This window comes from Paraburkholderia aspalathi (assembly GCF_900116445.1).
Lineage (GTDB): Bacteria > Pseudomonadota > Gammaproteobacteria > Burkholderiales > Burkholderiaceae > Paraburkholderia > Paraburkholderia aspalathi.
The window spans coordinates 427,283-446,951 of the sequence record NZ_FPBH01000004.1; the positions used below are offsets into that span (position 1 = coordinate 427,283).

Here is a 19,669-nt window from a genome sequence, read left to right on the forward strand (position 1 = left end):
GACAGCAACAGCGTAAGTCTCAGAGAGGGGTCTTCAACGCGGCCAACTTGCCTGGTCCCGCGGAAGTCGGCCATCCGGGTCGTTGACCTCGATCGAATTGCCATCTCTGAGGCGGTCAGTAAACACCACGACGTTTGTACCGCGCTCGTCGGTCTGGCTGGGAAACACAATGCCGGTAAAGCCCTGCTCCCGAACCATGTCGCTGAGAACCCAGGTTGGGGGCTCGATGTGCAGTTCGAATTTCAGGTGCCGCCAATCCTCGCGCCAGTCGTGCCAAAGTTCGTCCCAAAGAGGACCGCGGTGGAGTTGCCGCAGGTCGACCAGATCACGCAGCGCGACGGTGTAGGAGCAGACCGTGCAGGGCGGCAGGAAGGGCGAGGTCTGCTGGTACTCGCGCAGCGCCGTGAGTTGTTCCAGCGACAAATACAGTGCCTCGACACCTTCCCGGTTGAAGCGGCCGCCTTTGGCTGCGGCGCCTGCTCCACTGGCCGGCCGGCTGGCCCAGCGAGGTGTATGTGCGCGGTAAAGCACGGTGCCCGCCGGCAAGTGCGTCAGGATCATCCGATCATCCAACAAATCCCGCGCTGATCGACTCCAGATAGCCAATCGCATCCTCAGTCCGCCCGTCCTGGAGCAGTTGCAGGATAGTCTTATGGCGAAATGTGGGGATCGGCTGGTTCTTGACCAGAAACAGCGCTCGCTCGAAGTCCGGCTGTACCGCCGCAGCCGCCGACAGCACGCGCACGAGGTCGCGCAAGGTCGACTGGAGTTTCGGCGACTCAGGATGGGTGCGCAGCGTGTTGCGATGAACACCCGCCAAGGTTGCCAAGTCTTGCTGTTGCAAACCCAAGACGTTGGCGAGGTTGGCGGCGGATAGACGGGACGTTCCCGCTTCCCGGGCGGACTCGAGGACGTCGGCAAAGGCAATGGCGCTCATGGGTCGCTCCAAATAGCGAACTGGACAGGCACATTATACGCACAGTGGGCGCATAGCTCAACGCTCCACAGTGCAATGGCATGGAACGGCGGCGTTAGTAGGTTCGGACTAGCCGGTTTTTCGATGTCGAGACCGTATGGCCGGCCGGCCAGATCGGCGACGCAAACCCTCTGGAGGCGGGGCTTAAATGGATTTCCTGAAAGCCATGCGGCGAGCTTCGCGCTGCTCGTCTACGCAAGCTGCTGGCTTAAACGCCACGAACCTGCCGCGTTCCTCTGCGCGATGCTCAACAGCCAGCCGATGGGCTTTTATTCGCCCTCGCAGCTTGTGCAGGACGCAAAACGTCATGGCGTGGGCGTGCTGCCTCTCGATGTGACAATCAGCGGCTGGGACTCAACGATGGAGGGCGATGGCAGCACGGCACCCGTCCGTCTTGGCATGTCTTTGGCGCGCGGCATGCGCGAGGAAACCGCCCGGCGCATCGAAGCGGCTCGCGCGGTCAGGCCGTTCCGGGATGTCGCCGATCTCGCGAACCGCGCGCAACTGGATCGCCACGACCTTCAGGTCCTGGCTGCCGCCAATGCCCTGAAGGCTCTCGCCGGCGACCGGCGGCAGGCGCTATGGGCAGCGGTCGCCGCGGTACCGGACAAGGACCTGTTGCGGGCGACGTCGCGCGAGGAAGAAGCGCCAGCGCTTGCCGCCCCGACGGAAGGTCAGGACCTGATCGCGGACTACCGCTCGACCGGCCTCACGCTCGGCCGGCACCCGCTCGCGTTGCTTCGCGAAAAGCTGCTTGCCATGCGCCTGACGCCAGCCGAGGCGCTGATGCGCTATCGCAATGGGCAGCTCGCGCGTGGCTGCGGAATCGTAACGGTGCGGCAGCGCCCCGGCACGGCCAACGGCGTGATGTTCATGACGCTGGAAGACGAGACCGGGTCGGTCAACGTGATCGTGTGGGAGTCCGTGCTCGAGCGGCAGCGGCGCGAGGCGTTGGGCTCATCGCTTCTGGCTGTCTATGGCGTGTGGCAATGCGAGGGCGAAGTCAGGCATCTGGTCGCCCAGCGGCTCGTCGACGTGTCGCATCTGCTGGGCGAACTGCCGACGGCAAGCCGGAACTTTCACTGAATTCAATAGGAGAGATGTCGATGGCGAACTACAACGTCCTGTTTGATGCGCAGGCCGCCGCTGAGGAAGTCGTTCCACGCGTGATTGCGCGGCACCGCTCGAAGGGCGTGCTGACCTGGAAGCTGCTTCATCAGATGGAGGAAGAAGTGTTGGCTGAAGTCTCGTCCAGCGGACAATTCAGCGACCGGCTGCTGCAGATGATCTGCGCGCCCGCCGTGCTGTCCTACCCCAACGACGACCGACCTGTGTCGTTCGAGGGCCATGACTTCCTGCCGATCGTCTTCGCCGCCATTGACCGCGCGTGGCGACAGGTTCACTGACAGAGAGCCACCAACCTGGCGGGTTGAACGTTCCGGACGTGCGGAGGGCCCTTCCTTGACATCAGGTCGGTCTGCCGTAAAAAGCATCTAACCAATCCGCACCGGAACGAGGACGGCAGTGATGCAGCAGACAACCTAAGATTTACGCGACCCTTCGCCGTCGCTTTTGCAAGGACGCGCTAAAACGCATGGGGTTCCAGCACACGAGCACCAGTGGCTCGACGCTGGTCAAGCTCGGAGCAATGCGGACCCCGTACGCCACGGTAAGCCCGGACGGCGAGTTCTGGCGGCTGACGCCGCTCGTCTCGCCGCGGGTCTGGCGCCCACGCTGATTCACTGCTCCCACCCGGCGGTATGCGGGTCTTGGCAGGCTCCGCTTTTCCGCGAACCGGCGAGTCGCGGCTGCACTGTGCAGCATGCACGACAGCGCCGGCGTCGACGCGGGCTGGAACCCGTTTTGCTGGACAGTTCTTGTGGTTAACGGGAGAAAGTCATGTGCTACGGAGAACCCGACAGTACTGGAGCTTGTCAGCGGCAAACGTGCCCTTCCGAAAAATGACCTGGGTCACACGCAGTTAGAGGACTTTGAGCATTTCTGCGCCACCAGGAATAAGCAACCATTGACGTTCACCCGAGACTTACTGCGCTACGGACATTGGCGTGCGGCAGTGAAGCTGTATTTATAAAAAACGGGTAGCGGACGGTCCGCGGGGCCCCTCCCTTTGCCCCGCGTCACCGAACCGTTCACGAAAGTTCCGGAGGTTGCTCAAGAGTGCGAGTCAGGCATGGACCATCGCTTGATCGATCAATGGACAGGACGGTGAGTGGTGAGTCCAACTGCCCAATGACTTAAGTGGAACGGCGCTGAGAACAAGTCAGCATCACCATGCCTCGGCATCAGTGGTTCATTATCATTTTCGCGAGTACAAGCAAATAGCCCATTGCTACCGGCACGACGATCGCGATAATCCATTCGCAAGGACTGGATGGAAGCCGACTATCGGCCTGCCTGTCGCTCATGCATCGTCGCCTGAGCCACCTCTTCATGTCATCGATGTTCATCTAGAAGTCTCAGCTTGCCCACCTACTCCGCGTTGTCGCCGTTAACATCACGGCGGGGACTGGTGCGCTGCAAGTTGCCGAGCAACCTCGGAGTTCAGCGAACCGTACGGATTGCTTTTCCGTCTTCGTCCTCTGGAAGGCTGCACGCAAGATTTCCGCGTTTAGTGACCGTCGTTTGCCAAATTTCGTACGTCGGGCGCGCTATAACGCGGGCATCGACATTTTGGACCCGGTACATTTGCATATCGAGTCACCTGTTCGACGCGACCTACTCCGATCGGGGCGCCATGAGTACGATCGACGCAAGCGAACGCTGCCTCGACCGCCCCACGTGGGCGCCACACGTATTCCTTCGGCGATCAGGACGTCAATAGTCACTGACACTTGGCGTTCCAAAATCTTCAAAACGCATTACGTAACCCTATACCGGACCAGCAATGAGTGGAAAGATATCCCAAACTGAGTTTCCCCGGTTACGAAAGTTCTTTGATGATGCAGAGTATCTAGCGCGTCTCGAAAAACTTCGGTCCGAAATGATCAAGCGCAACCTTGGTCTATTGATCGTTTCGGATCCGTCGAACATGGCGTGGATATCCGGGTACGACGGATACTCCTTTTACAACCATCAATGCGTCGTAGTTCCCCTTGAAGGGGAGCCCGTTTGGTTCGGCCGCGGCATAGACCTGAACGGCGCCAAGGCGACCGTCTATATGTCCCACTCTGCGCTTGTGGGGTACCCTGAAGAATACGTCCAGCGCGATCTCCATCCCATGGTCTACTTCTCGAACGAGGTGATCAAGGGTCGGGGCTGGGAAAACCTCGTCGTCGGACTAGAGTTAGACAGCTTCTACTTTTCTGCTGCGACCTATACCACGTTGCAACGGGAGTTACCAACTAACAGCTGGCGAGACGCCACAGGCCTGGTCAATTGGCAAAGAGCAGTCAAGTCTGAGGCCGAGCTCGGATACATGCGCGTCGCCGGTCGTATTCTCGAGAAGATGTACGACAGACTGCTAGATGTCATAGAGCCGGGCATGAAAAAGAATGATCTCGTGGCCGAGATTTACGCAACCGCTATCAGGGGCCTAGACGGATACGGGGGCGACTATCCATCCATCGTCCCTATAGTGCCAACCGGAGTTGAAGCCGCGACACCGCACCTCACTTGGGACGATTCGGAGTTAAAGACAGGTTTCGGCACTTTCTTCGAAATTGCCGGTGTGTATCGTCGTTACCATTGTCCTTTGTCTCGGACGGTCTTTCTTGGTCAACCGCCTCAGAAGTTCCTGGATGCCGAAGCCGCCGTCGTAGAAGGCATCGAAGCAGGACTTGCAAAGGCCAAACCAGGAAATACCTGCGAGGACATCGCCAACGCGTTCTTCGCCGTCGCTCGCAAACACGGGATCAAAAAGGGCGGCCGAGTTGGGTATCCGATTGGGATGAGCTATCCCCCGGATTGGGGCGAGCGAACGATGAGTCTCCGAGATGGCGATCGTACCGTGCTAGAGCCCGGGATGACGCTCCACTTCATGCCCGGCTTATGGTTCGACGATTGGGGACTGGAGATCACGGAAAGTATCGCGATCACTCAGACCGGCGTTGACTGTTTAAGCGATGTTCCGCGGAAACTATTCGTCCGCAAATGACTAGAGGTGGTTCTTGCCGCCGTTATTCACGGTCGTGCCTTAGCCATCGGAAAGCGCAGGTGCCGGCCGTTAACGGGAAGGCTAGAGTGCACCGCGCGAAACGAGGTTATTTGTTCGCAGCTCGATCTTTTTGAAGGACTGGAAATGCGTGCGTCACCGGTCACGCCAACTGTCGATTTTGAAGCGGTCGGCGAGCAACATGGCTTTCTCAAGTTACCCTACTCGCGAGACGATTCAGCGTGGGGCGCCATTATGACTCCAATTTCTGTGATCAAAGGAAAAAGGGATGGACCCACCGTTCTGTTAACCGGTGGCAACCACGGAGACGAGTACGAAGGGGCGACGGCCTTATCCAAGCTGGCCTGTTGGCTGAAATCTTCAGTCGTGCACGGCACTGTGATCATCGTGCCGTTTATGAACTACCCGGCGTTTCGCGCGGGCCGTCGGACATCGCCGATAGACGCGGGCAATCTGAATCGCAGCTTTCCTGGGCGGCCCGACGGAAGCGTGACCGAAAAGGTCGCGGATTATTTCCAACGCCACCTTATTCCCCGAGCAGACTACGTCCTCGATATGCATTCGGGCGGGCGGACCCTTGACTTCTTGCCGTTTGCGGCAATTCACGTCCTTGAAGATACCGGTCAGCAAGCACGGTGCGAACAGGCAATGCGCGCGTTCCGCGCACCGTATTCAATGCGACTGCTTGAGCTCGACAATGTCGGCATGTTCGACAGTGCGGTCGAGGCGGCCGGTAAAGTTTTTGTCTCCACGGAATTGGGAGGGGGCGGGAGTTCGTCTGCGAGAAGTATTGCCATTGCGGATCGCGGTGTACGAGGCTTCCTCACGAACGCGGGAGTTCTCGAGTGCAAGCTGAGCGAACGCGAGCAGCCTGCGGCCTCCGCTACGACCACGTTGCTCGACATGCCCGAGGGCAACTGTTACACGACCAGTGAGCATCATGGCCTTCTTGAAATGTGTCATGACTTGGGAGACACAGTCAAGGCTGGCGAACTCTTAGCGCGGGTGCATAACATCGATCGGACCGGCGAAAAGGCTGTTGAATATTTCACACAGCGAGCCGGTCTACTCGCCGGCAGGCATTTCCCGGGACTAGTGCAATCTGGCGATACGATCGCTGTCGTCGCGGACGTTGTGGAAGAGAACATCCAGGTGTCCTAATCTGCGACGATCTCGATGGACTGCGGCTGGGGCGACTGCGATAACGCCGACGTCCCATTGACCCGTGCGGTTTTCGTGTGCATGCGCTTCCTAGTCGAAAATTGACAGGATTTTTTGCATGCGGATCGCCGCCCACTTCTCGACGCGGCCGGCGCCCCGCAAACGCCTGATCATCGGAAAGACTCTGCGCCGGCAGTCGACACAACTTCCGAATGCACGGCCGCTGGGAAACTTGACTGCGTTTGCTATTCGAGCCGCGAAGACATGTATTGTTGCAGCCGCAAGAAGCTCATTGAGAGATGGGTTCGGTGCAGGTAGCCCACCGATTCGAGATCGCCGATCTCAAGCGCGTTCAGCACATCCTTGACCTCTTCGGCGAAGATGCGCGCTTCGATCGCGACTCGCTCGTCAGCTAGCGTTTTCATCCAGATGCGGATCGCAACAAAGAAAAGCCGTTGAACCGTCTCTCGGAGCGGACGGTTGCCAATCATTGAAGCTAGCTCGAGTGCGAAGTCGAGGTTCACCCGCGCGAACTCGCTCACAGTCGGACTTGCGGCAAAAGCGTTGCAACGGACCGAAAGCGCCCGCATTCGTTCGAGGTCGGAGTCTTCGCGAGGTATCGGAGAGAGCCGGCCAATCAGCGACGCCAGTTCAAGGCGAAATTGGTAGACCTCCTTTAGCTTGTCGTCGCCGAGGTCAGTGACGAACGTACCGACACCATGCTGGCTTTCAACGAGGCCTTCTGCCTCAAGGCGGCTTAAAACCCTTCGTAGCGGCGTGCGGCTGACGCCGAACTGCTGCGCTAGGTCATCTTCGGATAGCAACGCTCCTGGCTCGTATTCAAGAAGGCAAATCTTCTCTCGTATTGCACCGTAGATTCGGTCGAACCGCTCGCGGGAGGTACTTCCCTTGATGTTGCTGCTCTTTGCCAACTTTGTTCTCTTGACGGTAGGGGTGCTTATGCGGCCGTGCGCTGTTAGGAACATGACCGGGCCGACGGGTTTCGTCCTCTGCAAGTGGCTCGCCAGTCTGCATGATACGAGCCGGCGATCCAAAGGCAGCTTCGATCCTGACAATTTGTGCAGCCTGACCTCCCGGCGAACGTGCGCACTAGCGGGCTAACTGCCTATGACTTATGCTTTGGAATACAAGCTTTATACAGCAATGATGCTGCTTTGGGCCAACGTGTCAAGGAAAATTTATGTCCTTCACGCCCCACCAGCATGAGGTTTTTTCCGATGCTTCTCGACATGTAAAGCAACGCGGTTGGCAAACAAAGTTATCAGACTTGAAATATGAAAAAAAAGATCGAAGAAAACGCGGAACAGCGGCATAGGCGTATGTACGAAAATGTACGTCAGCGGATTAGCACTTTAGTTTATCCGCCTGGGATGATGATCAATGAGACGGAGCTTGCAAGGGAGTTCGGCGTAAGTCGTACGCCCCTGCGGCGAGTTCTCCAGCAACTCAGTTATGAAGGATTACTTGAGATTCGAAATGGCGTAGGAACACGTGTAACCGACATTGACATGAAGACCTTCAAGGATACATACGATCTGCGAATCCTTCTCGCCGAAAGAATGGGATCGATGTCTCCAAACGTGCCCTCGGAGCAGCACCGAGAGACCATGACGAAGCTAATCCAACGGGCTGAGCAGCTTCGTGGTCCACGAGATATCGAGAAATACGCAAGGCTGTCTGACGCTCTTGAGGCACTGGTTAGTGACCTTATCGGGAGCAAACCAATGCGCGAAATCAGCGGCCTGCTTTATTACCGCGTCGCCCGTATCTGGTACATTTTCTTGCCAAACCTCGAATGGAGCGACGTTGTAGAGGAATTGCTAGGCGAACTGCGCGGCATGACTGACGCCCTGACTGATAGTGACGTTACCGCGTTCGGCGAAGTGAGAGCGAAGTACCTGCGCTGGATGTTGAAGAAGGTTAGCCGCTATATTTCGAGTGGCTAAGTTGCCTCACTACTTGACGCATTCTCCGAAGAGGTCAGTCCACGGGCTGAGCCTTAGCGCAGCCCGCCTTCGCTCGCTTCGCGCTTCAACCTCCTAGCGCATGCGCGTCACGGGCGGCCGTATCTCCGCGTTCAGCGCTCGCGAAGCAGGCGCCCGTACCCATCGAATTGATCGTTAATACCGGCAAGCCGCAGGCAGTTCCACATCATGGCCTGATTGCTGGTCACGACCGGTTTGCCCGTATCTTGTTCGATTTGGTCAATGACATCGATCGCACGGAAGCCGCCGCAGCTCAAGAAGATGGCGTCCGCGTCGGGGCGATCGATCTCCTTGGCAAACTTGCGAATGTATCCCGGCGTGACCCGCGTGATGTCTCTATCGAAAACGAGGTTAAGGCCCTGAACGTTGAGCAGTTCGAAACCACTTTTTTGCATGTATCGCGACACGACGGAGGTCACTTCGTCGGTGTAGGGCGTACCCATCACAATTTTCTTGGCCGATAAAGCGCGCAGCCCCTGAATTACGCCGGTTAGAAGCGTCGTCGCCTGGCGATCGGGGCGAGCCCGCTTCAGTTCCCGAATGACGGTTTCCTCGCCCATTGTCGCCGTGCCAGACGTACAGCCGTAGCAAACAACAGAAACGTCGAAACCGGGCAGCAGTTCGGCTGCAGAGGCCGCCAGTCCGCCTTCCATCGCAGCCAGATTTTCGACGGTGCAGCCTACCGGCATCGGCGCGCGGGTGAAGTGCGCGTTCACGCCTTCCGGCGCCATGCGGATAACGTCCTCTTCAATCAGATGATCGTCCGAGATGAGCACGAAACCCAGCCTGGCGCGCCACGCACGACCATTATCGAATTCGGGCACCCATTTCTCAGAGACAACCGGTTGACCCGCAGAAAGTGTTGCTTCCGTCATTTCAATTTCCTCTCGTTTTCTGAACGCTGCCGATCAGGCAACGACAAACCTAGTTGATTGACTATAAGCTCGACAATACCAAAACACAAGCTGTATATAGCTCAGAGCGCAACGCGATTTTTGCTATCAGAGCGGTACTCGAAGTCCAGATTGGTGGCGAACATTGCCGCTCACTGCGGGTGCGACTTGCGCGCACTCTCAAGCGTGTTGCGTAGCAGCATTGCGATGGTCATGGGACCCACTCCGCCGGGTACTGGCGTGATTGACGATGCGATGTCTTTGACAGCATCAAAGTCGACATCACCGACAAGTTGCGTTTCACCGGCCTCATTGCAAACCCGATTGATTCCGACGTCAATCACAACCGCGCCCGGTTTGATCCACGCACGGTCCAGCAATCGCGCAACGCCGACTGCAGCAACCACGATGTCAGCTTGTTGACATATAAGCTGCGGTTGTTCAGTCTTGCTGTGAACGATCGAAACGGAGCAATTTTCTGCGAGGAGAAGCGCAGCAACAGGCTTCCCTACGATGTTGGAGCGGCCCACGACGACGGCGTGCTTGCCGCTGAGGTTCGCTCCTAGTGCCTCTTTGAGCAATGCAATAATCCCAAGAGGCGTGCAAGGGATGAACGCGGCGCTCATATCGCCGACCGCGAGCCGACCGGCGTTGACCACGTGGAATCCGTCAACATCCTTGTCCGGGTCAATTGCTTCGACGATTCGGTTCGCATTGATCCGGGATGGAAGCGGCAGTTGTACCAAGATTCCGTGAATTCGATCGTCGCGATTTAAGCGATCGATTGCGCCAAGAAGCTCGGCCTCACTCACATCCGATGACATCGAGATTGTGACAGACTCGAAGCCACACTCCTCCGCGCGCGCGCTCTTGTTTCGAACATAGACACTGCTTGCCGGATCGTTTCCGACCAAAACAACTGCAAGCCCCGGCTTCATTCCGAGAGCAGCGACAGCTTGTTTGATGTCTGCGATGATGGTCGCAGCGAGTGCCTTCCCGTCGATGATTCGGCCATTATGCAAAGATGATTGTGCGGTCATTGTTCAGAAGGATCCGTTGTTCGAGATGGAGCTTTACTGCCTTTGCCAACACTTGCGATTCCGTGTCTCGGCCAAGGGCGACCATTGCATTGGCATCCGCAGTATGGTCCACACGCCGGACGTCCTGTTCGATAATCGGACCTTCGTCCAGATCTGCGGTCACATAGTGGGCAGTTGCGCCTATCAGTTTTACGCCGCGTTTATGGGCTTGGTGATAGGGCTTCGCGCCTTTGAAACTCGGAAGGAACGAGTGATGGATGTTGATGACACGCCCGGACAGACGCCTGGAAAGCTCATCGCTCAAAATTTGCATGTAGCGCGCGAGAATCACCAAATCGACCCTTTGCTTGTCAATCAGATCGAGGAGCGCTGCTTCCTGGTCCAGTTTATTTTCAGGTGTCACAGGCATGAAGAAGTATGGAATGCCCTCGTGTTCGGCTCGACGTCGAAATGCGTCGTGATTTGACACGATCCCGACGAGCTCCATGGGCAGCTGGTTGATGCTGTTCCGGTAAAGGAGATCGTTTAGACAGTGCCCGAGCTGGGAAACCATCACGAGCACGCGTGGCTTCACCGACATGTCGAACGAATTCCATTCCATGCCGTAGCGTGCCGATACTGCGGCGAAGCTATTCCTAAAGTCGGCATACTGTTGGTCCGACGTTATGCTGAAACACACCCTCATGAACAGCTGGTCAGTGTCAGGGTCGACAAACTGACCGCTCTCCACAATATTCCCGCCAATGTTCGAAATGCACTGACTGACGGCGCTGACGATTCCCAATTGATCGGTACTTGAAACTTTCAAAACGATCTTTTTCATGATTGTCTTTGCTGATAGCATTCGGCGCTCCGATTGTCAGGTGCACCATTCAAATTTTCGAGTGGTTTCCGATAGTCACGCGGCATCCGTTTGGGTCGCTCCGCAATGGACAATCCATTCGCCGATGCTTTCCGCGAATGTGCGGGGAACGTGAAGGTCGAACGCAAGAGCGCCATCCTCGTCCAGCACCGTTACCACGAGCACGGGCGCGTGATGTATATGACTCTGGGCCATTGTGTGGATTGGAAAGGCTTGCTCCCCAAAGTCAATAGGCATGAGCATCGACATCAAGCGGCGTACGCCGGAGCCTTTCAATCGCAGGAAGATGCGGCTGTGGCCGAGCTCGGTGATCACCCCAAGAGAGGAGTCAATCGCTGCACGCAATTTAGCAAGTCGTTGATCACCAATCGGCGCGCATATACGGAAACGGCGATGTGCGGTATGCAGGACGAGCAAACCTTCGCCGTTCGCAACTCCGTTGACGCGCATTGGCAGATTGCAACCAAGCGACGCCGACACGGCACGCGCACCTTCGGTCCAGTTGGCCTCCCATCCTCCGAACTGCACGAGATCGCGACCAAGAAGCTTGCGCATCGTCACATCCCGCCTGGGCGTGCTCGACACGTGGGCAATGCTTCTGCTTCCCGCCGCCATCAGGACGGGTCCGTTCCGTTTATCAAATTGTTGACTATGCACGGACACGCTCTCCTTCTGGATCGAGAAACACTGGGTCTACAACGACTACTGATACCGTCTCGCCTAGCAATGGATAAACTGCTCGCAGTTTACGGCCAGCATACTGCTGTCCTCGCTTCACTAAACCAAGCCCAATATGACCGGCTAGCGTCGGGCTCCACGTTGTTGATGTGACGTGGCCGATTCCGTGACCGCTGATCGGACCGTCTTCGGGGAAAACGATGCATCCGGGGCGTAGACGCTCCGAAGGATCTTCGGGTTTTAGTCCGACAAGCACTGCGCGATCCGTGCTACACAGCGCTTCGCGCTTGCGCAGCACGCTGCCTGCAAATGGTTTCGTTTTCGCCATACGGCCAAGACCAAGGTCGTCGAGCGTCGTGCGCCCGTCTAACTCGGGACCGGCCGCATGGCCTTTTTCGGTTCGCAATGCACCCATCGCCTCCAGACCGTAGGCGATGACACCGAGCGCCTTGCCGCTCTTGTATAGACGATCCCAAAGCCGGGCCGCATCGTTCGCTGGGCAATAGATTTCGTAGGCGAGTTCGCCAGAAAAGCTGATTCGATGGACGCGCACCGTTACATCGTCAAACAGTGCGGCGGTGCAGCCCATGAAGGGAAGCGTTTCCTTTGAAAAGTCGCCCTGAAGAGCTGACGCGAGCAAGGTCCGACTCAGCGGACCTGCCACGGCAATCGCGCCCCATTGGTCGGTCACCGATGTGACGTGCACCTGGAGGTCGGGCCACGAAGTATCGAGCAGAAATTCAAGGCGACTCAATACAGGAGCTGCGTTCGCCGTCGTTGTTGTCATGAAGAAATGATGGTCAGCAAGACGTGAGGTCGTACCATCATCGAAAACGAAACCGTCGTCGCGCAACATCACGCCATACCGCGCCTTACCAACAGCGAGGCTATGCCAATTGTTCACGTAGACACGGTTGAGGAACTCGGCAGCGTCCGGGCCCTGAACGTCAATTTTTCCAAGAGTCGACACGTCCACCATGCCCACGCCGTTGCGGACGACCTTCATCTCATGCACGTACGCGGCGTTAACATCGGCTCCGCTCGAGCGGTAGTACCACGGCCGCATCCAACTGCTCATTTCCGACATGTGAGCGCCATGCGCGACATGCCAGGCGTGGATCGGCGTTCGGCGCGCAGGGCGAAAGTGTGCTCCGGTCGCCCCGCCGGCCAGCGCTCCCATTGCGACCGGTGTATATGGCGGGCGGAAAGTCGTGGTACCCACAGCTGGTACCGAGGTACCTCGCTGGTTCGCCATCGCTGCCATACCGTTCAGGTTGCTCGTTTTACCCTGATCAGTGCCCATGCCGAGCGTCGTATAGCGCTTTAGATGCTCCACAGACACATATCCTTCACGGTGCGCAAGAGCAACGTCCGACTCGGTGACATCCGTTTGCAAGTCGATAAATGCTTTGCCGCTGCCGGCCCTAAGACTACGATCGTCCGCCAAAGGCAGCAACGGATTCGCTACGTCCGTTTTCGGCAGCAGGCCAATCAGCCCAGAGATGTCGGATGCGCTGTGTCCGAACTGGGTCGTGATGTCCTCACCTGTACGTAGACCGGCCACAATTGAATCTACAGTCGACGTCAAGCCACGTATCGCCCCAACGCATACACACTCGGACGTGTCTTGTGCCGCAACAAATGCGTCGAGGGCGGCATCAAACACGGGCTTAACGCTGCGCTGACTCTGTAGGTGAATGACTGGCGACCAGCCGCCAGAGACCGCTAACAAATCGCAGTCGATGCGTCGGGTAGCGTTGCCGTGCGAAACACCGGTAGGTGCCAGACATACGGACCGCAACTGGCGGGAACCCACAGCACGAGTTACGACGTGGCCACGAATAATCTCGATGCCGCGCCGCTCGATGGCCTCAATTAACGAGCCATGGACATGCGGTCGCGCATCTACAATGGCGAGCACAGTGACGCCGGATTCCGCAAGGTCCCGCGCGCACTGGTAGGCACTGTCGTTGTTCGTCGCGATCACAACGCGTCGGCCCGGGATCGCCGCATACGCGTTGCAGTACTCGCGCACCCCGCTTGCCAGCATGATGCCCGGCAAATCGTTGTTGACGAAGACCAACGGCCGTTCGATTGCTCCGGTGGCGAGCACAACCTTCTTTGCGCGTATCAACCGGACGCGTTGACGTGGCTCGCCCGGCAGCGACTCCGCGCGATGGTCGGACACACGCTCGACCACCCCGACGGTGTTGCCGTCGTAGTACCCGAAGGCCGTAGTACGATTGAGTAGCGTCACGTTCGGACGCTTCGCCAGCTCTGCCGTTATCCGATCAAGCCATGTCTCAGCACTGTCGCTACCAATGTGCTCTCGCTCAAAACGCAGGCCCCCTCCAAGCTGAGAGTGCTCCTCCACGACCGTAACTCGAAGCCCACTGCGCGCCGCGACACTTGCGACTGCGAGACCGGCGGGGCCTGCTCCTACGATAAGCAGGTCGCAAAAGTCGTGCGCCGATTCGTAGTTGTCAGGATCTGCTTGATGAGTTGCACGTCCCATACCAGCCGCGCGACGGATGAATTTTTCGTACCACTCCCATGCTCCTGCGGGCCACATAAACGTCTTGTAGTAAAAGCCGGCCGAAAGCAATGGGGAGAGGAGGCCGTTCACAGCACCCAAATCAAACCGCACGGACGGCCATGCATTCTGGCTGTGAGCCGTGAGGCCTTCGAAAAGCTCGACCGTAGTCGCCCGCGTATTGGGCTCGGAGCGGTTTCCCGTGCCGAGCGCAACCAACGCATTCGGTTCCTCGGCGCCTGCGCTAAATATGCCCCTGGGCCGGTGATATTTGAAACTGCGCCCGACAAGCCGCACGCCGTTCGCTAGAAGCGCTGATGCAAGAGTGTCACCTTCATATCCCGTATAACGACGACCGTCGAAGGTGAAATTACGCGGAGTGTCGCGATCGATGCGGCCGCCTTCTGGACGCCGGAAGTTCTGAGCGCTCATCGTTGTACCTCTCGGTCGACTCGCCTTGGGGAGCCCGCCGCCCCGGGTTGAGTTACCGGACGTTCACGCGACGTAACCACAGCGTCAATCCGATGGGTTGCCGTGTCGCGTGTCACGACGAGCCATTCTCTGCAACCGGCAGTATGTTGCCAATACTCTTGGTGCACGCCTCGAGGATTGCCGCGCTCGAAGACGTATGCGTACCACGCATCGAACGACGTATCATCGAAAGCGGGACGTTGCACTGTCGCGTCCCCACCGTATTGAAATTCGGTATGGTCGCGCTCGCCACAATGAGGGCATTGAATTCTTAACATGATGCGTCTTAGTGAGCGTTGGGGCTAGGGCCGGCGCCTGATTCGTTGAGCAGCGCGCCAGTACGGAAACGGTCAAGGGAGAACTTCTCGTTCAACTCATGTGCTCGGCCTGTCGCGATCATGTGCGCGAAGGTCCAACCAGCAGCCGGCGTTGCTTTGAAGCCGCCATAGCACCAGCCGGCATTGAGATAAAGCCCGTCAATAGGCGTCGTGGAGATGATTGGGCTCCCATCCATCGACATGTCCATCACCCCGCCCCAATGACGCAGTAACCTCAGACGCGAAATGCACGGCATCAGTGTGCATGCGAGCTGTGCGACCTCGGCCACCACAGGAAAATTGCCGCGCTGGGCGTACGAGTTGTAGCCATCAAGGTCGCCGCCAATCACAAGGCCACCTTTGTCGGACTGGCTTATGTAGAAGTGGGGTGAGGCGCACGCTATTACCTGATCTACCAACGGCTTCACTGGCTCGGTCACGAACGCCTGGAGGACATGACTTTCGATCGGAAGCGCGAGACCGGCTTTTGCGGCGAGAAGGCCGCTACTGCCCGCCACGGATAGACCCACACGACTCGCGCGAATCTCGCCACGCGACGTGGTCACGCCCGAAATCTTTCCCGCCTCGTACAGATAGCCCAGCACTTCGCAGTTCTGGATCACATCAACGCCAAGACGATCTGCGGCTCTCGCGTAGCCCCACGCCACTGCATCGTGACGCGCGGTACCCGCCTTGCCTTGGAACATTGCACCGTGGACGGGAAATCTCGCGCCTTCGCTATAGTCCAGATATGGAACGACCTTGCGGACCTGATCACGTGACCAGAGTTCACAGTCAATGCCGTTAAGGCGCATAACGTTCAGCCGCCGGGCAAAACTGTCGAGCTGGTCCGGAGAATTGGCAAGCGTGATTTGTCCGCGCTGCGAAAACATCACGTTGTAATTGAGCTCCTGGCTCAGCCCTTCCCAAAGCTGCATCGACCAGTCATAGAACTGTGTGTTGCCATCGATCATGTAGTTTGAGCGAACGATCGTTGTATTGCGCCCGACGTTTCCTCCGCCGAGATAGCCTTTTTCGAGAACAGCGACGCGCCTGATCCCGTGAATCTTCGCAAGGTAATAGGCCGTTGCGAGACCATGACCTCCTCCGCCGATGATGACGACGTCATACTCGGGTTTCGGTTCCGGATCGCGCCACGCGCGATGCCATCCTTTGTTCGCTCTCAGGGCGTGCCCAAAAATTTGGAATCCAGAATATTCTTTCATCATCGCGATCTTTCAGATCCTTGTTGAACAACCGGGTGCATCACGTACGCGCGTTCCGCGCGGCTCTCGCGTAGCGAAGTGGGCGGATCCGCTTCGTATGTTTCTGCCTTTGGACACGATCAGAAGCGCTACGTGTGTGCCTTCGCTTACCGCCCAGTTGTGTACAAGTATCAGACAACCAATAAGCGGAGACAAGCACCTGATGAAAATTTTTTTGCTGTTGTACACAAATAACTAACTGTCTCGCTCTCCAGTAAGGGTTTACGCGGGTAAAAACCGGCGGGGCGGGCCGCTTTCTTCCTTCTGCACGCTAGGTGTATACATGTACTGACCGAACGGTCGGCTCGATCCACAATGGTTGTACACAACATCGTTGATCCACTATTTTTGAAACGGCATAATCGGCCCGTGAGCGCAGGTGCCGCTGACGAGTGGGCTGCTCAGGATCCAGGTCATCGACCGCCTAATGCAATCCAAAGACCGAACCTCAATCAGGTAGCGAAGGGGAAAAAGATGGCAAAGTTTTCGCGGAGAAGCTTCATCAAATCGGGCGTCGTTGGCGGTGCGGCGCTTGCCGCCTCTCAACTGACGCAATTAGTCGGCACGGCACGTGCTGCGGAGACGCTCTCTGTTGTCGAGTGGGGCCCCCCGTGGATTGAGAACACCAAAGCGCTCGCCGCCAGGTGGGGGAAAGCACCGATTGATTGGACACTGCACGCTGGGGGAGCGGCGTCCATCCTGCCGAAGATCAAAGCCGCATGGCCGAATCCACCCTATGACTTGGTGGATAACTGGAGTCCCGTTTTTCGCTCGATGATCCGTGAAGACTGGGTCGAGACCGTGACGCTCCAAGATTGCCCGAACCTCGCAGACGTCCCGGTAGACCTCATCCCGAAAGATGCAAAGGGGAACTGGAAGGCTGTTCCGCGAGGTTCTAGCGGCATTTTCTTCACCTATGCTCCTGAGACCTGCCCCATTGAAATCAAGTCAATCGAGGATCTGCTCAACCCGAAGCTGAAAGGGCAAATTCTGTGGCCCAATCCGACCTTGTTTTCCAACCTTCAGGTCGTGTCGCTGGCGATGGCCCGTGGTGGCGACGAGCACAACATGGAGCCAGGGTGGAAGTTTCTGAAGGAGCTCGCCAAGTCCGGCAACATAGGCCGCGCCGCGTCGAACACGTCGGACATCATCACGTCGATGAATACAAGAGAAACGTCGATCACTTTTGGGGAACAGGGCACATTGTCGGGAATTAAGGGGGTGAAGACGATCCCTTTGACAAAAACGAGCCCAAGCCTCAAGACCTTCATGTTCATCTCGGGTTGGGTTGTGCTCAAAAGCTCAAAGAACAAGAAGCTGGCATTCGATTTTGCCAACTACTCAATCAGCAAGGAAGCGAGCAGCAATTACTTCAAAGAAGTCGGTGAAGTTCCTGTCAACTCGAAGGCGGAAAGCACCATTCCCTTTCTCCGGTTCACTCCCGAGGAAGTGAAGAAGTTTGTCGTTGTTCCCGATTGGGACTACCTTGGCAAGCAGCTTGATGGTTGGAACAAGCGCTGGGAGCAGGAAATCGTTCAGCTTTTGTAACATCAGAACCTGACGTGCGTTGCACCCGACGTCGCACAATTGGGCAACAAACTGCGCTCGACGAACACACGTCGGGCGCTCGAGGAATCGGAGCTTACTCATGAAGTCTGGAAGAAGTACGGCGTTGCTAATGCTGCCTGGATTCGCCCTCTTCATGGCGCTTCTCGCGCTACCGCTTGCCAACGTGATTGACGAAAGTTTTCGACTCTTCGAGCCGGGTCGGATCGGCTCCGCTAAGGACGCACCTTACACGTTGTCAAATTTTGCGGAAATCCTGCAACCTTCTTACATGCAGTATTTTGCAGAAACCTTCAAATTCGGTTTGCTAACATCGATCATTTCACTCACAGTAGCTTTTCCGATCGCTTATGCAGTTGCGAGGCAATCGTCGCCTGTACTTCGAAAGCTGGCCGTTGGATTCTTAATCGGCATGCTGTTTCTCAGCACGCTGGTGCGCGTTAATGCTTTGCTATTGACGTTTGGGCCTACCGGCTATGCTTCGATCCTTGCTGGCATCCTAGACGTATCTGCAAGCAGCCGCTTCTATACCGAATTGGTCGTAGTATTTGGCCTTTTGCACTACCTCATTCCGATTGCAGCGCTGACACTGCTAGGAAATCTTCAAAATCTGAATCCGAAGCTAGTGGAGGCGTCCCAGGTGCTTGGGGCGTCGCGTTTCAGATCGCACCTCTCAATCACATTGCCGTTATGCATTCCGGGTTTGCTTTCAGCCTTCCTGATCTGCTTCACGCTGTGCCTTAGTGCTTTTGTCATCCCCATGATTCTGGGGAAGGGAAAAGTACTAATGGTGTCGAATCTAATCTACGCCCGCTTCAGCGAGGTCGCTAATTACCCAAGCGGATCAGCTGTTGCGATCATCATGCTCATCGTTTCCTTGGTTGTGATTTACGCGCTGACGTGGGTCGTCTCCAAGTGGCACCGAAATCTTGCATAGGACGATACTGTGAAACGCTATGTCGATAACGCTGCAGTGCTGCTCAGCGCCACCAACATTATCGTTGTTTTGATATTCCTCGTCTTTCCGATCATTGTCTCCGTGACGATGTCATTCGATGGCCGAGCGTATCTTGGTCGGTTCCCTCCACCGGAGTACTCCCTCCGGTGGTACAAAAATTTCTTCTCCGACTCTTATTATCTGACGGGTCTTGCAACAAGTCTTCGATTGGCGCTAGTTACCACCATTATCTCGACGGCCGCCGGCGTCAGCACGGCTGTCGCGCTTGATCAATTTACGGGGCGCGGCAAGCAAGCTCTGGAAACCCTCTTCCTATCATCGCTCATTGTGCCTGCAGTGGTGATTGGTTTTGCGCTGCTACTGGCTTTTGCGATGCTCGGGGTTTTTGACGGATTCACCCGTTTGCTTGGGGGCCACATCATAATCACGTTCCCATACACAGTCCGCACGACGCTCGCCGGTCTTGTCGGCATCCGAAAGACACTCACGGAAGCCGCAACAAGCCTCGGCGCTACAGACCGTCAGGCTTTTTGGGACGTCACCTTTCCGCTTGCTCGTACCGGAATCGTCGCAGGTGCCATCTTCGCGTTCGCGTTTTCTATGGACGACGTAGCCGTAAGCTTGTTTCTCACTTCTCCCGACTCATATACCCTCCCCGTTGCGATGGTAAGCATGATGCGGACGAACTTTGATCTGACGATCGCCGCGGCCTCCGTCGTCCTGATGATTTTTACCTTTGCCATCATTCTCGTGCTCGACCGTACAATCGGCCTAGACCGTCTGATCGGCAAGGGCGTCTTCAGTTGATAGG

17 protein-coding genes and 1 pseudogene are annotated in these 19,669 nt (G+C 57.0%); 8 read left to right on the plus strand and 10 right to left on the minus strand.

Annotation, left to right across the window (positions count from 1 at the left end):
* Nucleotides 1-33: 33 nt before the first annotated feature.
* On the minus strand, nucleotides 34-561 hold the full coding sequence (locus BM438_RS09410) for an RES family NAD+ phosphorylase (protein ID WP_093633980.1): 528 nt from the start codon (nucleotides 559-561) through the stop codon (nucleotides 34-36).
* A gap of 4 nt (nucleotides 562-565) precedes the next feature.
* Nucleotides 566-937, minus strand: a complete 372-nt coding sequence (locus BM438_RS09415) for a DNA-binding protein (protein ID WP_093633981.1) — start codon at nucleotides 935-937, stop codon at nucleotides 566-568.
* 78 nt (nucleotides 938-1,015) lie between these two features.
* On the opposite strand from BM438_RS09415, the pseudogene BM438_RS09420 reads away from it, so the two are divergent.
* The 4 genes and pseudogenes from BM438_RS09420 to doeB all read left to right on the plus strand — a co-directional run.
* A pseudogene (locus BM438_RS09420) lies at nucleotides 1,016-2,062 on the plus strand (helix-hairpin-helix domain-containing protein); the annotation flags it as partial.
* 20 nt (nucleotides 2,063-2,082) lie between these two features.
* Nucleotides 2,083-2,382 carry a DUF2471 family protein gene (locus BM438_RS09425; protein WP_093633983.1) on the plus strand — a complete coding sequence of 100 codons (300 nt, stop codon included), beginning with the start codon at nucleotides 2,083-2,085 and terminating at the stop codon, nucleotides 2,380-2,382.
* Between the two features lie 1,499 nt (nucleotides 2,383-3,881).
* A complete protein-coding gene (doeA, locus tag BM438_RS09430; RefSeq protein WP_093633984.1) occupies nucleotides 3,882-5,090 on the plus strand; it encodes an ectoine hydrolase DoeA in 1,209 nt (402 codons plus the stop codon).
* A 144-nt stretch (nucleotides 5,091-5,234) separates the two neighbouring features.
* Nucleotides 5,235-6,269: a N(2)-acetyl-L-2,4-diaminobutanoate deacetylase DoeB gene (doeB, locus tag BM438_RS09435; RefSeq protein ID WP_093633985.1), complete on the plus strand. Its 1,035-nt coding sequence runs from the start codon at nucleotides 5,235-5,237 to the stop codon at nucleotides 6,267-6,269.
* 245 nt (nucleotides 6,270-6,514) lie between these two features.
* Here doeB and BM438_RS09440 read toward each other — a convergent pair whose 3' ends face one another.
* A complete protein-coding gene (locus BM438_RS09440; protein WP_208620639.1) occupies nucleotides 6,515-7,201 on the minus strand; it encodes a GntR family transcriptional regulator in 687 nt (228 codons plus the stop codon).
* Between the two features lie 363 nt (nucleotides 7,202-7,564).
* On the opposite strand from BM438_RS09440, the gene BM438_RS09445 reads away from it, so the two are divergent.
* Complete coding sequence (locus BM438_RS09445; RefSeq protein WP_093633986.1) at nucleotides 7,565-8,236, plus strand: GntR family transcriptional regulator; 672 nt, start codon at nucleotides 7,565-7,567, stop codon at nucleotides 8,234-8,236.
* 131 nt (nucleotides 8,237-8,367) lie between these two features.
* Here BM438_RS09445 and BM438_RS09450 read toward each other — a convergent pair whose 3' ends face one another.
* The 7 genes from BM438_RS09450 to BM438_RS09480 form a co-directional block, all read right to left on the minus strand.
* Complete coding sequence (locus BM438_RS09450; protein ID WP_167378355.1) at nucleotides 8,368-9,150, minus strand: maleate cis-trans isomerase family protein; 783 nt, start codon at nucleotides 9,148-9,150, stop codon at nucleotides 8,368-8,370.
* Between the two features lie 170 nt (nucleotides 9,151-9,320).
* On the minus strand, nucleotides 9,321-10,208 hold the full coding sequence (locus BM438_RS09455; protein WP_093633987.1) for a bifunctional 5,10-methylenetetrahydrofolate dehydrogenase/5,10-methenyltetrahydrofolate cyclohydrolase: 888 nt from the start codon (nucleotides 10,206-10,208) through the stop codon (nucleotides 9,321-9,323).
* Nucleotides 10,183-11,031, minus strand: a complete 849-nt coding sequence (gene purU, locus BM438_RS09460) for a formyltetrahydrofolate deformylase (RefSeq protein WP_093634082.1) — start codon at nucleotides 11,029-11,031, stop codon at nucleotides 10,183-10,185. The genes BM438_RS09455 and purU overlap by 26 nt, the downstream gene beginning before the upstream one ends.
* Before the next feature lie 75 nt (nucleotides 11,032-11,106).
* A complete protein-coding gene (locus tag BM438_RS09465; RefSeq protein ID WP_143131681.1) occupies nucleotides 11,107-11,727 on the minus strand; it encodes a sarcosine oxidase subunit gamma family protein in 621 nt (206 codons plus the stop codon).
* Complete coding sequence (locus tag BM438_RS09470) at nucleotides 11,720-14,713, minus strand: sarcosine oxidase subunit alpha family protein (protein ID WP_093633989.1); 2,994 nt, start codon at nucleotides 14,711-14,713, stop codon at nucleotides 11,720-11,722. The genes BM438_RS09465 and BM438_RS09470 overlap by 8 nt, the downstream gene beginning before the upstream one ends.
* Nucleotides 14,710-15,030 carry a sarcosine oxidase subunit delta gene (locus BM438_RS09475; RefSeq protein WP_093633990.1) on the minus strand — a complete coding sequence of 107 codons (321 nt, stop codon included), beginning with the start codon at nucleotides 15,028-15,030 and terminating at the stop codon, nucleotides 14,710-14,712. The genes BM438_RS09470 and BM438_RS09475 overlap by 4 nt, the downstream gene beginning before the upstream one ends.
* A gap of 8 nt (nucleotides 15,031-15,038) precedes the next feature.
* Nucleotides 15,039-16,295 (minus strand): sarcosine oxidase subunit beta family protein, encoded by a 1,257-nt coding sequence (locus BM438_RS09480; protein WP_093634083.1) that lies wholly within the window; start codon nucleotides 16,293-16,295, stop codon nucleotides 15,039-15,041.
* Between the two features lie 513 nt (nucleotides 16,296-16,808).
* On the opposite strand from BM438_RS09480, the gene BM438_RS09485 reads away from it, so the two are divergent.
* The 3 genes from BM438_RS09485 (at nucleotide 16,809) to BM438_RS09495 (ending at nucleotide 19,665) form a co-directional block, all read left to right on the plus strand.
* Nucleotides 16,809-17,882: an extracellular solute-binding protein gene (locus BM438_RS09485; protein WP_167378356.1), complete on the plus strand. Its 1,074-nt coding sequence runs from the start codon at nucleotides 16,809-16,811 to the stop codon at nucleotides 17,880-17,882.
* A 100-nt stretch (nucleotides 17,883-17,982) separates the two neighbouring features.
* Complete coding sequence (locus BM438_RS09490; protein ID WP_093633992.1) at nucleotides 17,983-18,837, plus strand: ABC transporter permease; 855 nt, start codon at nucleotides 17,983-17,985, stop codon at nucleotides 18,835-18,837.
* Nucleotides 18,838-18,846: 9 nt separating this feature from the next.
* A complete protein-coding gene (locus BM438_RS09495; RefSeq protein WP_208620640.1) occupies nucleotides 18,847-19,665 on the plus strand; it encodes an ABC transporter permease in 819 nt (272 codons plus the stop codon).
* Nucleotides 19,666-19,669 lie beyond the last annotated feature (4 nt).